At 69.4% G+C, this 14976-nt stretch carries 15 protein-coding genes; all 15 read left to right on the top strand.

Features of this window, described 5'->3' with window-relative positions:
* The first annotated feature begins 13 nt into the window (after nt 1-13).
* Nucleotides 14-709, top strand: coding sequence for an L-threonylcarbamoyladenylate synthase (locus tag AB0300_RS09885; protein ID WP_366215927.1), 696 nt, complete (start codon nt 14-16; stop codon nt 707-709).
* Nucleotides 706-1878 carry an MraY family glycosyltransferase gene (locus tag AB0300_RS09880; RefSeq protein ID WP_025103144.1) on the top strand — a complete coding sequence of 391 codons (1173 nt, stop codon included), beginning with the start codon at nt 706-708 and terminating at the stop codon, nt 1876-1878. Before AB0300_RS09885 ends, AB0300_RS09880 begins: the two co-directional genes overlap by 4 nt.
* Nucleotides 1875-2393 carry a hypothetical protein gene (locus tag AB0300_RS09875; protein ID WP_025103145.1) on the top strand — a complete coding sequence of 173 codons (519 nt, stop codon included), beginning with the start codon at nt 1875-1877 and terminating at the stop codon, nt 2391-2393. Before AB0300_RS09880 ends, AB0300_RS09875 begins: the two co-directional genes overlap by 4 nt.
* A gap of 144 nt (nt 2394-2537) precedes the next feature.
* Nucleotides 2538-3326 carry a F0F1 ATP synthase subunit A gene (gene atpB, locus AB0300_RS09870; protein WP_036292497.1) on the top strand — a complete coding sequence of 263 codons (789 nt, stop codon included), beginning with the start codon at nt 2538-2540 and terminating at the stop codon, nt 3324-3326.
* A 43-nt stretch (nt 3327-3369) separates the two neighbouring features.
* Nucleotides 3370-3606, top strand: coding sequence for an ATP synthase F0 subunit C (atpE, locus tag AB0300_RS09865; protein WP_025103147.1), 237 nt, complete (start codon nt 3370-3372; stop codon nt 3604-3606).
* A 27-nt stretch (nt 3607-3633) separates the two neighbouring features.
* Entirely contained in the window at nt 3634-4191 is a 558-nt protein-coding gene (locus AB0300_RS09860) for a F0F1 ATP synthase subunit B (RefSeq protein WP_025103148.1), read from the top strand.
* A complete protein-coding gene (locus AB0300_RS09855) occupies nt 4191-4982 on the top strand; it encodes a F0F1 ATP synthase subunit delta (protein WP_366215926.1) in 792 nt (263 codons plus the stop codon). Before AB0300_RS09860 ends, AB0300_RS09855 begins: the two co-directional genes overlap by 1 nt.
* Before the next feature lie 47 nt (nt 4983-5029).
* Nucleotides 5030-6670: a F0F1 ATP synthase subunit alpha gene (atpA, locus tag AB0300_RS09850; RefSeq protein WP_062634989.1), complete on the top strand. Its 1641-nt coding sequence runs from the start codon at nt 5030-5032 to the stop codon at nt 6668-6670.
* Nucleotides 6671-6689: 19 nt separating this feature from the next.
* Nucleotides 6690-7586 carry a F0F1 ATP synthase subunit gamma gene (locus AB0300_RS09845; RefSeq protein ID WP_025103151.1) on the top strand — a complete coding sequence of 299 codons (897 nt, stop codon included), beginning with the start codon at nt 6690-6692 and terminating at the stop codon, nt 7584-7586.
* 26 nt (nt 7587-7612) lie between these two features.
* On the top strand, nt 7613-9067 hold the full coding sequence (atpD, locus tag AB0300_RS09840) for a F0F1 ATP synthase subunit beta (RefSeq protein ID WP_025103152.1): 1455 nt from the start codon (nt 7613-7615) through the stop codon (nt 9065-9067).
* Between the two features lie 2 nt (nt 9068-9069).
* Nucleotides 9070-9330, top strand: a complete 261-nt coding sequence (locus AB0300_RS09835) for a F0F1 ATP synthase subunit epsilon (RefSeq protein WP_025103153.1) — start codon at nt 9070-9072, stop codon at nt 9328-9330.
* Between the two features lie 75 nt (nt 9331-9405).
* Entirely contained in the window at nt 9406-10152 is a 747-nt protein-coding gene (gene yaaA, locus AB0300_RS09830) for a peroxide stress protein YaaA (protein WP_249522033.1), read from the top strand.
* A gap of 139 nt (nt 10153-10291) precedes the next feature.
* Nucleotides 10292-11101, top strand: a complete 810-nt coding sequence (locus AB0300_RS09825; RefSeq protein ID WP_025103155.1) for a DUF4794 domain-containing protein — start codon at nt 10292-10294, stop codon at nt 11099-11101.
* Nucleotides 11102-11344: 243 nt separating this feature from the next.
* On the top strand, nt 11345-12142 hold the full coding sequence (locus tag AB0300_RS09820) for a protein phosphatase 2C domain-containing protein (protein WP_025103156.1): 798 nt from the start codon (nt 11345-11347) through the stop codon (nt 12140-12142).
* Between the two features lie 57 nt (nt 12143-12199).
* Nucleotides 12200-14974: an FtsK/SpoIIIE domain-containing protein gene (locus AB0300_RS09815; protein ID WP_366215925.1), complete on the top strand. Its 2775-nt coding sequence runs from the start codon at nt 12200-12202 to the stop codon at nt 14972-14974.
* The last annotated feature ends 2 nt before the right edge of the window (nt 14975-14976 follow it).

The following is a 14976-nucleotide window of genomic DNA, read 5'->3' as shown; positions in this document are numbered from 1 at the left end:
GAATCGAACCGTCATGTCCCCCATCTTCGACTGCAGCGACGAGGCGCAGCTGCTCGCCGGGATGCGCAACGCGCGTCAGGCGATCGGCCGCGGCGACCTCATCGTCATCCCCACCGACACCGTCTACGGCGTCGCCGCCGACGCCTTCTCGCCGCCCGCGGTGCAGCGCCTCCTGGATGCCAAGGGGCGCGGCCGCAATCAGCCGCCGCCCGTTCTCGTCGGCACGAAGGAGACGCTGACGGCCCTCGCGGAGGAGGTCCCGGAGCCGGTCCAGCGCCTCGTCGACGCGTTCTGGCCCGGCGGCCTCACGATCGTCCTTCCCGCGCAGCCCTCGCTGGTGTGGGACCTGGGGGAGACCAGGGGGACCGTGGCCGTGCGCATGCCCGAGGGGCGCGTGGTTCTCGAACTGCTGGCCGAGACCGGGCCGCTCGCGGTGTCCAGCGCCAACCTCACCGGGAAGGCGGCGGCGATCTCCGCGCTCGACGCCGAGAAGATGCTGGGCGACAGCATCGCCGTGTATCTGGACGACGGCATGAGCAGGAACGGCGTCGCGTCCACGATCATCGACGCCACCTCGCTCGTCCGCCGCGCCTCCGACGCCGAGCCGGGCGTGGTCCGGGTCCTGCGGGACGGCGTGGTGACGAGAGAGCAGCTGCGCGAGGTCCTGGGCGATCTGCTCGAGCCGGAGCCGCAGGACGGGGATTCGTGAAGCAGTACCTCTTCACGATCATCGTCACCGCCGCGATCACCTTCGTGCTGACGTGGGCGGTGTGGCGGTTGAGCCTGCGCTTCAAGCTGTATCCCGGCATCCGCGAGCGCGACGTGCACACCACGCCGACGCCCCGCCTCGGCGGCGTCGCGATCTTCTTCGGCATCGTGGCCGCCTTCGCGATCTCGGCGGCCAACCCCTTCTTCCAGAGCATCTGGACGCCCCCGCAGACCATGTGGTCCATCCTCGCGGCCGCCCTCCTCATCGCCGTGATCGGGGTCATGGACGACCTCTGGGACATCGATTGGATGATCAAGCTCGGCGCGCAGTTCCTCGCCGCGGGCATCATCACCGTGGGTGGCGGCCTGCAGATCCTCTCCCTGCCGTTCGGCGACCTCATCGTGGTGTCGAGCTGGCTGAGCATCACGATCACGATGTTCGCGATCGTGATCGTCATGAACGCCGTGAACTTCATCGACGGCCTCGACGGTCTCGTCGCCGGCGTCTGCCTGATCTCCAACGGGGTGTTCTTCGCCTACTCGTACATCTTCACGCGCGACTCCGGTGCCTCGAGCTACTTCAACCTCTCCACGTTCCTCGCCGCGGTCCTCATCGGGGCGTGCCTCGGGTTCCTGCCGTTGAACTGGAGCCCGGCGAAGCTGTTCATGGGCGACTCCGGTGCGCTCGTCATCGGCCTGCTCATGGCGACGTCGGCCATCGCGATCACCGGACAGATGGACCCCTCGGCGCTGGACCCGGAGCGCCTCGGACGCTCGCAGCTGATCGGTGCCTTCCTGCCCATCCTGCTTCCGCTGCTCGTCGTGCTCCTGCCGCTCCTGGACTTCGGGCTCGCCGTGCTGCGCCGGATGAGCGCCGGCCGATCGCCGTTCTCCCCGGACCGCAAGCACCTGCACCACCGGATGCTGGACCTCGGTCACCGCGACCGCGACGCCGTCCTCATCTTCTACGCCTGGACGGCCGTCATCTCGCTCGCCGTCCTCCTGATGTACGTCGGCGCCAGGGAGGACTGGCCGGGCCAGTACATCCCCGGCGTCGTGTTCGGCGTCGTCGGCATCGCCGCGTGCCTCGTCATCACCCTGAGTCCCACCCGCCGACGCAAGACCGCCGCGGGCGCCGCGCCCGACCCGATCCCTCTGGAGCCCCGATGAGCCCGAGCCCCGTTTCCAGCACCCCGATCCTGCGTCGCACGCTCATCTGGTCGGCCGTGGCCACCGTCGTGCTCGCCCTCGTCGCCGGCGGCATCGGATTCGCCGTCGCGCAGGGGGAGGGGCTGATCAGCGGACTGCTCGGCGTGCTCCTCGCTGCGCTCTTCCTCGGCATCACCGGGCTGAGCATCCTCATCGCGAACCGGTGGTACGGCGACCCGCTCTATGTGCAGCTCTTCTTCGCGATCGTGCTCGGCGGCTGGCTGCTGAAGCTCGGCGTCTTCGTCGTCGTGATGATCCTGCTCGCGGGACAGCCGTGGATCGAGCCGATGGTGTTCTTCCTGTCGATCGTGGCGGGCGTGCTCATGTCGCTGATCATCGACGTGGTCGTCCTGACCCAGATGCGCCTGCCGAACGTCAGCGACACCACGCTGCCCACCGAGGTGCCGGAGGACCGCGCCCCGGGAGCAGCGAACGATGCCCCGGACGGCCCGGCGGACACGGCCCCGCGGTCTTAGGGCACCCTTGGATTCTGATAGTGTTGAGGAGTGCCCGCCGCTCGCCCGCGAGCGCTTGCGCTGTGTAGCACACCGACCATCGTCGCCCCGGTTCTGACCGGTGCCCCGAAGCTGGAGCCCGCGCTGTTTAATCTTGCTGCGACCCTGACCCCCCGACTCGCGTCCTCTGATGGCGAGTTCCACGGCCCTTCGATCGATGAGTTCTTCCCGGAGATCCTCTTCCACGTCGGACCCATCCCGGTCAACCGGATCCACCTGATCCAGTTGCTCTCGGTGATCGCCGTCGTCCTGATCCTCTGGCTCGGCACCCGCCGCATGAAGGTCGTGCCCGGCCGGTTCCAGAGCCTCGTCGAGATGGGCCTCGGCTTCGTCCGCGGCGGCATCGCCCACGACCTGTTGGGCCGCAAGGACGGCGACCGGTTCCTGCCGATCCTCACCACGATCTTCTTCATGGTGCTGTTCATGAACATCACGGGCATCATCCCGTTCCTGAACATGCCGGGAACGGCGATCATCGCGGTGCCGCTCACGCTCGCCGTGGTCAGCTACGTCACGTTCATCTACGCAGGCATCAAGAAGAGCCCGAAGAACTTCTTCAAGAACGCCCTCTTCCCGTCGGGCGTGCCGTGGCCGGTCTACTTCATCGTCACGCCGATCGAGCTCATCTCGACGTTCATCATCCGCCCGGTGACCCTCACCCTGCGACTGCTGATGAACCTCGTCGTCGGCCACATGATCCTGGTCCTCTGCTTCGCAGCGACCCAGTTCTTCTTCTTCACCGCGGGTGGCGGCTGGGCCGCCCTCGGTATCGGAACCCTCGCCTTCGGTGGCGCCTTCACTCTCTTCGAGATCCTGGTGGCCGTCCTGCAGGCATACGTCTTCACCGTCCTCACCGCGGTCTACATCCAGCTCGCGGTCGCAGAAGAGCACTGAGCGGGCGGGCAACAGCCCTCCCACCCAACGAAAGGAAAAACCCGTGGACGCAACTACGGTTCTCGCTGAAATCAACGGCCACCTCGCGGCGGTCGGCTACGGCCTCGCGGCCATCGGCCCGGCCATCGGTGTGGGCATCGTGGTCGGCAAGACCATCGAGGGCGTCGCCCGTCAGCCCGAGCTGGCCGGTCGCCTGCAGGTCCTCATGTGGATCGGTATCGCCTTCACCGAGGCGCTTGCGTTCGTCGGCATCGCCGTCGGATTCATCCCCTTCCCGTAATCCCCACCGACTTCTGAAGGAGACAGGATGCTGAACGCTCTTGTCACGAACCTCGCGGCTGAGGGTGAGGCGGCGAACAACCCGCTGATCCCCGCGTGGTACGACATCATCTGGTCGGGCTTCTGGTTCCTCATCATCCTCGCCGTCGTGTGGAAGGTCGCCCTTCCCCGTCTGACGAAGATGCTCGACGAGCGGTCCGCCGCCATCGAGGGCAACATCGCCAAGGCCGATGAGGCGCAGAAGCAGGCGGAAGCGGCTCTCGAGGAGTACACCCGGCAGCTCGCCGAGGCGCGTACCGAGGCCGGTGAGATCCGTGAGGCCGCCCGTGAGGACGGCAAGAAGATCATCGCCGAGGCGAAGGAGACCGCAGCCAGCGAGGCCGCGCGTCTGACCGCCACCGCGCACACGCAGATCGAGGCCGAGCGCCAGACGGCTCTCGTCTCCCTGCGTAGCGAGGTCGGCTCGCTCGCTCTCGACCTCGCCGGCGGCGTGGTCGGCGAGACGCTCTCCGACGACGCTCGCGCGGCCGCCGTGGTCGACCGCTTCCTCGCCGATCTCGAAGCATCCGAGAAGGCGGCTCAGTAATGGGCAGCGCGACCGCTCAGGCACTCGCGGCATCCACTCAGACGCTTGCCGCAGCGAAGGACGTCACCCTCGAGACCGCGCGCGAGCTGTTCGCGGCCGCGCGGGCCGTGGGCGAATCGTCTCAGCTGAGCGGCGCGCTGGCTGACCCCTCGGCTCCGACCACGGCCCGGCAGAACGTCGTGTCCGCGGTGTTCGGCCAGTACGGCTCCGCAGCGCAGGACGTCCTGCGCACCGCGGTCGCCGAGCGCTGGTCGAACGCGTCCGAGCTGATCGACGGCCTCGAAGAGCTCGCGATCCGGGCGGCGACCATCGCCGAGCCCGGCGCGGACATCGAGGGAGAGCTCTTCGGCTTCTCGCGCGTGGTCGCGGCGAACCCGGAGCTCGAACTCGCTCTCGGCAGCCGGCTCGGGGGAGAGGACGCGAAGGCCGCCCTGGTCGAGCGTCTCCTCGCCGACGCCTCCGCCAGCGCTCCGACGGCCCTCATCGTCACGTCCCTCGTGCGTCAGCCGCGCGAGCGCCGGGTGCGGCAGCTGCTGAGCCGGGCGATGCGCATCGTCTCGAGTCAGCGCGGCCGCCTCGTGGCCACGGTGCACACGGCGACCGAGCTCAGCGACGCCCAGCGCACGCGACTCGGCCAGACGCTCTCGCAGCGATACGGCGGCCAGGTGTCCCTCAACGTCGTCATCGACCCCAGCGTCGTCGGAGGCCTGCGCGTGCAGATCGCCGATGACGTCATCGACGGCAGCATCTCCGCACGACTCGCCGACCTTCGCCAGAAGCTCGCGGGCTAACACGACTTCGCGCGGGGAACCGCGCACCCAGATACAAAGGGAAGACAATGGCAGAACTATCGATCAGCCCCGACGTCATCCGTGACGCGCTGAAGGATTTCGCCGCCGCGTACGAGCCCACCGGGGCCGCGGCGACCGAGGTCGGCACCGTCATCGACGCCGCCGACGGCATCGCTCACGTCGAGGGACTTCCCGGCGTCATGGCGAACGAGCTCGTGACCTTCGCCGACGGCACCAAGGGTCTCGCGCTGAACCTCGACGAGCACGAGATCGGCGTCGTCGTCCTCGGCGACTTCACCGGCATCGAGGCCGGTCAGGAAGTCACCCGCACGGGTGAGGTCCTCTCCGTCCCGGTCGGTGACGGCTACCTCGGCCGCGTGGTCGACCCGCTCGGCAACCCGATCGACGGCCTCGGCGCGATCGCGACCGAGGGTGTCCGCGAGCTCGAGCTCCAGGCCCCCGGCGTCATGCAGCGCAAGTCGGTCCACGAGCCGATGCAGACCGGCATCAAGGCCATCGACGCGATGATCCCGGTCGGCCGCGGCCAGCGCCAGCTCATCATCGGCGACCGTCAGACCGGCAAGACGGCCATCGCGATCGACACGATCATCAACCAGAAGGCCAACTGGGAGTCCGGCGACGTCAACAAGCAGGTCCGCTGCATCTACGTCGCCATCGGTCAGAAGGGCTCGACCATCGCTTCGGTGAAGGGCGCGCTCGAAGAGGCCGGCGCTCTGGAGTACACCACCATCGTGGCGGCGCCGGCGTCCGACCCCGCCGGCTTCAAGTACCTCGCTCCGTACACCGGTTCGGCCATCGGCCAGCACTGGATGTACGGCGGCAAGCACGTCCTGATCATCTTCGACGACCTGTCGAAGCAGGCCGAGGCCTACCGTGCCGTCTCCCTGCTGCTCCGTCGCCCGCCGGGCCGCGAGGCCTACCCGGGCGACGTCTTCTACCTGCACTCGCGTCTGCTCGAGCGGTGCGCGAAGCTGTCCGACGAGCTCGGTGCCGGCTCGATGACGGGTCTCCCGATCATCGAGACCAAGGCGAACGACGTCTCGGCGTACATCCCGACCAACGTGATCTCGATCACCGACGGCCAGATCTTCCTGCAGTCCGACCTCTTCAACGCCAACCAGCGTCCCGCGGTCGACGTGGGTATCTCGGTGTCGCGTGTCGGTGGTGACGCCCAGGTGAAGTCGATCAAGAAGGTCTCCGGAACGTTGAAGCTGGAGCTGGCGCAGTACCGCTCGCTCGAGGCGTTCGCGATGTTCGCGTCGGACCTCGACGCCGCGTCGCGCCGTCAGCTCTCGCGCGGTGCCCGTCTGACCGAGCTGCTCAAGCAGCCGCAGTACTCGCCGTACCCGGTGGAGGAGCAGGTCGTCTCGATCTGGGCCGGCACCAACGGCAAGCTCGACTCGATCGAGGTCGAGGACGTGCTGCGCTTCGAGCGCGAGCTGCTCGACTACCTGCGTCGCAACACCAAGGTGCTCGACACGCTGCGGGAGACGAACGTGCTGGACGACGCGACCGTCGCCGAGCTCGACAAGCAGACCGACAACTTCCTCCTGGAGTTCCAGGGCGGCAAGGGCCACGCCATCGGCGCCCCTGGTCACGAGGAGCACGCTGCGGCCGAGGCCGAGGACGTCAACCAGGAGAAGATCGTCAAGGGTCGTCGCGCGTAATCGCGTGAGGTACTGATTCATGGGCGCTCAACTCAGGGTCTACAAGCAGAAGATCTCTTCTGCTCAGACGACCAAGAAGATCACGAAGGCGATGGAACTCATCGCGGCTTCGCGCATCCAGAAGGCGATGGCACGCGTCAAGGCGTCCACTCCCTTCGCGCGGGCCGTGACGAGGGCCGTGTCCGCCGTCGCGACGCACTCGAACGTCGACCACCCGCTCACCCGCGAGCCCGAGACGATCCGCCGCTCCGCGGTCGTGATCTTCTCGTCGGACCGCGGCCTCGCCGGAGCCTTCAACTCGCAGATCCTCCGTGAGGGTCTCGAGGTCGCGGAGCTCCTGCGTGAGCAGGGCAAGGAGCCGGTGTTCTACCTCGTGGGCCGCAAGGCCGTCGGGTACTTCCAGTTCCGTCGTATCGAGGCCGCTGCAGAGTGGACCGGCGACACCGACACCCCCTCGTTCCACACGGCGGAGGAGATCTCGCAGACGCTTCTCGAGGCCTTCAACCGTGGGGGAGAGGACGGCGGCGTCGACGAGATCCACCTCGTGTACAACCGCTTCGTCAGCATGATGACGCAGTCGCCGGAGTCCGTGCGCCTGCTGCCGCTGGAGATCGCGGAGGCCGACGACTCGGAGGCGGGCAGCACCGTCTACCCGCTGTACGAGTTCGAGCCCGACGCCGAGACGGTGCTCGACGCGATCCTGCCGGTGTACATCCAGAGCCGCGTCTTCAACGCCCTCCTGCAGTCGTCCGCCGCCAAGCAGGCCGCGACGCAGAAGGCGATGAAGTCGGCCAGCGACAACGCCGACAAGCTCATCACCGACTACACCCGCCTGCGCAACAACGCGCGTCAGGCCGAGATCACCCAGCAGATCGCCGAGATCGTCGGTGGCGCCGACGCTCTCGCATCGAGCTGACAGACCCTCAGGAAAGAGACGAAGAAATGACCACCACCGCCACGGCTGAGCAGCCGGCGACCGCGGTCGTCGGGCGCGTCGCCCGCGTCAACGGTCCGGTTGTCGACATCGAGTTCCCGCACGACTCGATCCCCGACATCTACAACGCGCTGAAGACGACGATCACGATCGGCGAGGAGTCCACCGAGATCACGCTCGAGGTCGCGCAGCACCTCGGCGACGACCTGGTCCGCGCCATCGCCCTGAAGCCGACCGACGGCATCGTCCGCGGTCAGGAGGTGCGTGACACCGGTGAGGCCATCTCGGTCCCCGTCGGTGACATCACCAAGGGCAAGGTCTTCAACGTGATCGGCGAGGTCCTCAACGGCGAGCCCGGTGAGACCATCGAGGTCACGGAGCGCTGGCCCATCCACCGCAAGGCCCCGAACTTCGACCAGCTCGAGTCGAAGACCACGATGTTCGAGACGGGCATCAAGTCGATCGACCTCCTCACCCCGTACGTGCAGGGTGGGAAGATCGGTCTCTTCGGTGGTGCCGGCGTCGGCAAGACCGTCCTCATCCAGGAGATGATCCAGCGCGTCGCGCAGGACCACGGTGGCGTGTCGGTGTTCGCCGGTGTCGGTGAGCGCACCCGTGAGGGCAACGACCTCATCCACGAGATGGAGGAGGCGGGCGTCTTCGACAAGACCGCCCTCGTCTTCGGCCAGATGGACGAGCCGCCGGGGACGCGTCTGCGCGTCGCGCTGTCGGCTCTGACGATGGCGGAGTACTTCCGTGACGTGCAGAAGCAGGACGTGCTGCTCTTCATCGACAACATCTTCCGCTTCACGCAGGCCGGTTCCGAGGTCTCCACGCTGCTGGGCCGCATGCCCTCCGCCGTGGGGTACCAGCCGAACCTCGCCGACGAGATGGGCCTCCTCCAGGAGCGCATCACCTCGACGCGCGGTCACTCGATCACCTCCCTGCAGGCGATCTACGTGCCGGCCGACGACTACACCGACCCGGCTCCGGCCACGACCTTCGCGCACCTCGACGCGACGACCGAGCTCTCGCGTGAGATCGCGTCGAAGGGTCTGTACCCGGCCATCGACCCGCTGACCTCGACGTCGCGCATCATGGACCCCCGCTACTTGGGCGAGGACCACTACCGCGTGGCCACCACGGTCAAGCAGATCCTCCAGAAGAACAAGGAGCTGCAGGAGATCATCGCCATCCTCGGTGTCGACGAGCTCTCCGAGGAAGACAAGATCGTCGTGTCGCGTGCACGTCGCATCCAGCAGTTCCTCTCGCAGAACACCTACATGGCGAAGAAGTTCACGGGCGTCGAGGGCTCGACCGTGCCGCTGAAGGAGACCATCGAGTCGTTCGATGCGATCACCCGCGGTGACTTCGACCACGTCGCCGAGCAGGCCTTCTTCAACGTCGGTGGCATCTCCGACGTGGAGGAGCGCTGGGCGCAGATCCAGAAGGAGAACGCCTGACCATGGCGCTGCACGTCAGCCTCGTCTCCGCCGACGCGGAGGTCTGGACGGGAGAGGCGAGCCTCGTGGTCGCCAAGACCGTCGAGGGCGAGATCGGCTTCATGTCCGGTCACGAGCCGGTGCTGGCCATCCTCGCCGAGGGCCAGGTCCGGATCACCCAGACGGATGGCGCCAAGGTGCTGGCGAACGCGCAGGACGGATTCCTCTCGATGGAGGGCGACGTCCTGACGATCGTGGCCGGCAACGCGGCACTCATCTCCTGACAGTCCTGTACATCGCGTCCGCCTCGACACCCGCCCGGGTGCCGAGGCGGACGCGTCTCTTTTCCCCGAGGTCCTATGAAGATCCTGCTCCCGCCGTCCGAGACCAAGCGCGAGGGCGGTGACGGCAGCCCGCTGGACGTGTCGGCGCTCGCGCTTCCCGATCTCGCGCCGCAACGGAACGCCGTGATCGACGCGCTCATCGCTCTCGCGGACGACGAGGACTCGGCGCGCCGCGTGCTCAAGCTCAGCGAACGGCAGCGAGGAGACATCGCACACAACAGGGCTCTGCGGAGCGCACCCACGATGCCCGCGGTGGACCGCTACACCGGGGTGCTGTTCGACGCCCTCGACGCGGGATCGCTGTCCACCGCGTCCCGCCGCTGGCTGGATGCCCATGTGTGGATCCACAGCGCCCCGTTCGGTCCCGTCGCCGCCCTGGACGGGGTTCCGACGTATCGGCTCGCTGCCGGCACGGCGCTGCCCGGAGTGGCGCCGCTCCGCCGTCACTGGGCCGATCCGACGTCGGCGGCGATCGCGGCCGACGCCCCCGCGTTCGTCCTCGATCTGCGCAGCGAGGCCTACGCAGCGCTCGGTCCGGTCCCGCGCGCGGTGTCGTCGGCGTACGTGCGGGTCGTCACGGAGCAGGGGAGAGCCCTGAACCACTTCAACAAGAAGAGCAAGGGGCTGCTCGTGCGCGCGCTGGCGGAGGATCGTCCGCGGCTCGGCTCTCTCCGTGCGCTGCAGCGGTGGGCCCAGGCGCATGACGTCGTGCTCCGGGACGGGAAGGTGCCCGGCGAGGTCGAGCTGGTCGTCGCCGACTGACGCCCGCCCCGAGCCCGGCGAATCGCCTCCGGCGGTCGTTGCCGCCCCCTGGGCGCACCGCTACCATGTCCAATGCGAGGCGGGGAGTCTCGTGGTGGGGGACGAAAGCCGTCTCCCCTGACCAGAGAATGTGAGCCTCATGGGTTACGACGACTACGGAGCGGGCTATCTCGGCCTGCTCTTCGCCTACTTCTTCGTCATTCTGCTGATCGCGGTCGCCGGATACGTCCTGGTGTCGCTCTTCTACATGAAGATCTTCCAGAAGGCCGGAGTCCAGGGGAACTGGCGCGCCTGGGTGCCGGTCTACAACTCCATGATCTTCTTCAAGCTCGGCGACCTGAGTCCGTGGCTCGTCCTCTACGGGATCGCGGGCGCCGCGCTGCTGAGCTGGATCGGCATCGGCTTCCTGTTCTCGCTGGCCCTCGGGGTGCTCTCGGCCATCGCCGCGTGGCGCGTGGGTCTCAAGCTCCAGAAGGACGCCGTCTGGGTTGTCCTCTACGTCTTCCTCGCCGTCGTCTGGCTCGGCATCAACGCCTTCGACAAGTCGCGCTGGAACCCGAACATCCAGCCGGCACCGTGGGCGGGCAACGGATTCCTCGGCGACCGCACGGTCTGGGACGGCATCCCCGTCCAGCCCGCCGCGGCCGCGCCGCAGCAGGGCTACGGCGCGCCCCAGGGGTACGGTGCCCCGCAGGGCTACGGCACCCCTCCGCAGGGGTACGCTCCTCCGACGCAGCCGTACACCCCGCCCGCCGCTCCGGGCTACGCACCGCCGGCCGCGCCGACCGCTCCGGCGACGGGAGCGCCGATCCCTCCGGTGCCGCCCACCACTCCGCCGGCTCCGCCCGCGGCTCCGCCCACCACGCCTCCCGCGCCTCCGGCGGCTCCGCCTGCGGCGCCTCCGGCTCCGCCGACCACGCCGAACGATCCCACGCAGCCTCCTGCGTGATGACGGTGGAAGAACCCCCGGTCTCCGGACCGGGGGTTCTTCGCGTCCGTGGTGCCGGCACGCCCCGACATGCCGCTAACGTGGAGGCATGGACTCGTCGCACCGGAGGGCCGTGCACTCTCCTCCTTTCGTCCCGCGCCCCGTTCACAAAGATCCCGGTGCGGAGCAGGAGAGCGAGTTCCACTACGATGTGTGAGTATCCTGCGCCCGTCCCCTTCGCCGCAGGTCCATCGGAGGCAGTTCGTGGCTGAGACCAAGACGCACACCGTCACGGTTGCGCATCGTCCGTTGCTGCTGTCCTGGGCCGGGGTCACCGACCAGGGGCGACGCCGGGAGACGAATCAGGACGCGCTGCTCGCCGAGTACCCGTTGTTCATCGTCGCGGACGGCATGGGCGGCCACGCCGGCGGGGAGATCGCCAGCCAGAGCACCGTCACCCGGCTGCGCGCGGTGGTGGACGCGGACGAGGTCTCTCCGTCCGCGATCGAGAAGGCGCTCGCTCTCGCGGTGGACGACATCGCCGGGCACCCGGACACCACCGATGAAGGCACCGGCACCACGCTCACGGGTGTGTATCTCGATGAGCGCGAGGGGGAACCGCACTGGGTGGCGCTGAACATCGGCGATTCCCGCGTGTACCTCCTCCGCGACGACCGGCTGCTGCAGGTCACGACGGATCACTCGGTCGTGCAGGAGCTCATCACAGCGGGAAAGCTCAGCCCGGAAGAGGCCGAGGGACACCCGTACAGCAACGTGATCACCCGCGCCGTCGGCGCCAGTGAGCTCACCGCGCCGGACTACGTGACCATCGACGTGCGGCCGGGAGATCGCTTCGTGATCTGCTCCGACGGACTCACGAAGGAGCTCACGGACTACGGCATCCAGCACTTCCTCCGCGCGCACGCCGATCCGGGGGAGAGCGTCGACGCGATGCTCGCCGCGGCTCTCGACAACGGCGGTCGCGACAACGTCACCGTGATCGTCCTGCAGGTCAGCGACCCCGAGGACTCCTCCTCCCCATCCGACGACTCCGCGGAGTAGCGCCCCGCAGCCTGTGGAGAGGCCGCATCGGCACCGGGGGTGGGATGCACTGGGGGCATGGACCCTTCGCCGCTGCTCCTGCCGTCCGCATCGACACCGCTCCGCCGCCGCCCGCTTCCCCTCGTCGCCGCCGTCGTCCCCGTGGTGGCCGGCCTCGCGCTCTGGATGACGACGGGGGCCGTGCACGCGCTGTGGTTCGCGGCTCTCGGTCCCCTGATGCTGGGCGCTTCTCTCCTCGACACGGCCCGGGGGCGCCGTCGGGAACGGAAGGCCGACGCGCTCAGGGTGAGCACCGCCTGGGCCGACATCGAGGCCGAGCTGCATCGTCGGCACGCGCAGGAGCGGGCGCAGGGGGAACGCCGTCATCCGGATGCGGCATCCTGCATCCGCGACCGACCGTTGCGGGATGCCCGACCGCCGGGCGACGACACCCCGCTGGTGGTGGGACGCGGATCCCGGGCGAGCGGGGTGCGCTGCGAAGGCGGTGACGACGCCCGTGCTCACGCCTTCCGCCGCCGCTGCGCGGTGTTGGAGGACGCGCCGTGGGTCGTCGCCCTCGGCCGTGGGGTGTGCCTCCGCGGCCGGGAGCCGCTCGTGCAGGCCGCAGCTCGCGCTCTCGTGATCCAGCTCTGCCTGCGCTTCTCGCCGAGCGTGCTGTCCCTCGTCGGCGACGAGGGGTGCGACCCGGCGCTCCGAGCGCTTCCGCATGCGCAGCGAGCGCGACGCGGCGGATTCCGTCTCGCCCTCGCCACCGGTTCGGCCGGCGGGTCGGGGCCACGTGCGGATGCCGTGATCTGGACCGTTCCGTCCGGCGCCGAGGTCCCGGAGGGCATCACGACGGTGATCGACATCGAGGAACCGGGCGCGGCCACGCTGCGGACGCCGGACGGCGAGGCCGACCTCGCCGTGGAGTTCCTCGCTTCCGCCCAGGCAGCGGCCGCGGCGGAGCTGTGCGGCGCGCGGGACGGGGCGGGGCCCGCCGTCACCGAGACAGCCCTGCGAGACCTTCCGCAGCCGCCGGCGGGGCCGGGCCTCCGCGTCGCGCTGGGCACCGGGAGGGATGGCGCGCCCGTGGGAGCCGACATCGTCGAGGACGGTCCGCACGCCATCGTGACGGGGATGACGGGCACGGGCAAGAGCGAGCTCCTCGTCAGCTGGGTCGTCGCGGTCTGCGCGGGACACGGCCCTGACCGGGTGAGCTTCCTCCTCGCGGACTTCAAGGGAGGAACGGCCTTCGACCGGTTGCGCGGTCTGCCGCAGGTGGTCGGCGTCATCACCGACCTCGATGAGACGGAGGCGCGACGCGGGGTCGCCAGCCTCGCCGCCGAGATGCGGCGTCGCGAGGCAGCCCTCGCCGCGATGGGCGCCCGGGACGTGCGCGAGACCGACCTGCCCCGTCTGGTCATCGTCGTCGACGAGTTCGCCGCCTTGCTGCAGGAGCACGCGGAGCTCGCGGCGGTGTTCACCGATGTCGCGGCGCGGGGGCGTGCGCTGGGCATGCACCTGATCCTGGGCACCCAGCGCGCCGCCGGTGTCATCCGTGACGCTCTCGCGACGAACTGCCCGCTGCGGATCAGCCTCCGCGTCGCGGAGGCCGCCGACAGTCGAGCGGTGATCGGGACCGGGGAAGCGGCGGATCTGCCCGGGGGCGCGGACGGGCGCGGTCGGGCGCTGCTCCGACGCCCCCAGGACGAGGAGCCCCACCCCGTGCGCACAGCGCTCGCGGATGACGAGCACATCCGTCGCATCGGGGAGCGGTGGTCCGGTACGACTCCGTCCGCACCGCCGTGGCACCCGGCCCTCCCCGCGCACCTGCCGCTCGAGACGCTGCGGGCCGGGTCGAGGACGGGCGACCGGAGAACCGAGGAGGGGCCGCTGATTGTGCTCGGACGCGCCGACGACCCCGACCACCAGGCGCAGCCGCTGGAGGTCCTGCGTCCGGGGCACGAGCGCGGCCTCGCTGTGCTCGGCGCTCCGGGGACCGGCAGGACGACAGCGCTGCGCGTGATCGCCGCGCAGTATCCGGAATGCACGTGGTTCCCTGATGACCCCGAGAGCGCCGTCGATCAGCTCCTCGCATGGACGGAGGAGGACGGCGCTCCGTCCGATGTCGTGCTCGCCGACGACCTCGACGCTCTCCATGCGGCGCTGCCTCTCGAAGACGGTCAGGACTTCGTCCAGCGCTGGGAGCACCTCGTGCGGTCGAAGGCGGCCGTCACCTGGGTGCTGGCGGCGAGCCGGGCCGTGGGCCCTCTGGCGCGCGTGTTCGATGCGCTTCCGCGACGAGCGGTGCTCCGGATGCCCACCCGGGTCGAGCACCTCGCCGCCGGCGGCGAGCTGGCGGCCTTCCGACGAGACCGGCCGCCGGGGCGGGCGGTCCTCGAGGAGCGGGAGATGCAGTTCGCGTGGATCGACACCGAGAGTATGCCCGTACGGCCGCTGCAGCCCCTCCGCGAGGTGGCGGCGGCCTGGGCACCGGCGGGGGAGCTGACGGCGCTGGTCACCCCGGGCGCGGCCTCGGTCGTCGAGACGCTGGCCTCGGCGCACCCGGAGTGGGACGTGCAGGCCGCTCGTCCCGAGACGAGCCGGACCGGCAAGCCGCTCGTGCTCGTCGCCGATGCCGAGAGCTGGCAGCGTCACTGGGCGCTGTGGCAGCGGGTGCGGTCGCACGGGGAGGTGCTCATCCGGGCGGAGCGGCCCAGCGAGCTGCGCCAGCTCGTCGGCGTCCGCGTCCGCCCGCCGTACGCCCGACCCGACGCCGGACGCGCGTGGTCCGTGATCGGCGACCGCGCACCCCGGCGTGTGGTCATCGATGCTCTGGGGCGTCGATGACC

Origin of the sequence: Microbacterium sp. NPDC078814, from assembly GCF_040702645.1 — a bacterium.
Classification (GTDB): domain Bacteria; phylum Actinomycetota; class Actinomycetes; order Actinomycetales; family Microbacteriaceae; genus Microbacterium.
This window is presented reverse-complemented; position numbering and strand designations above follow the sequence as displayed.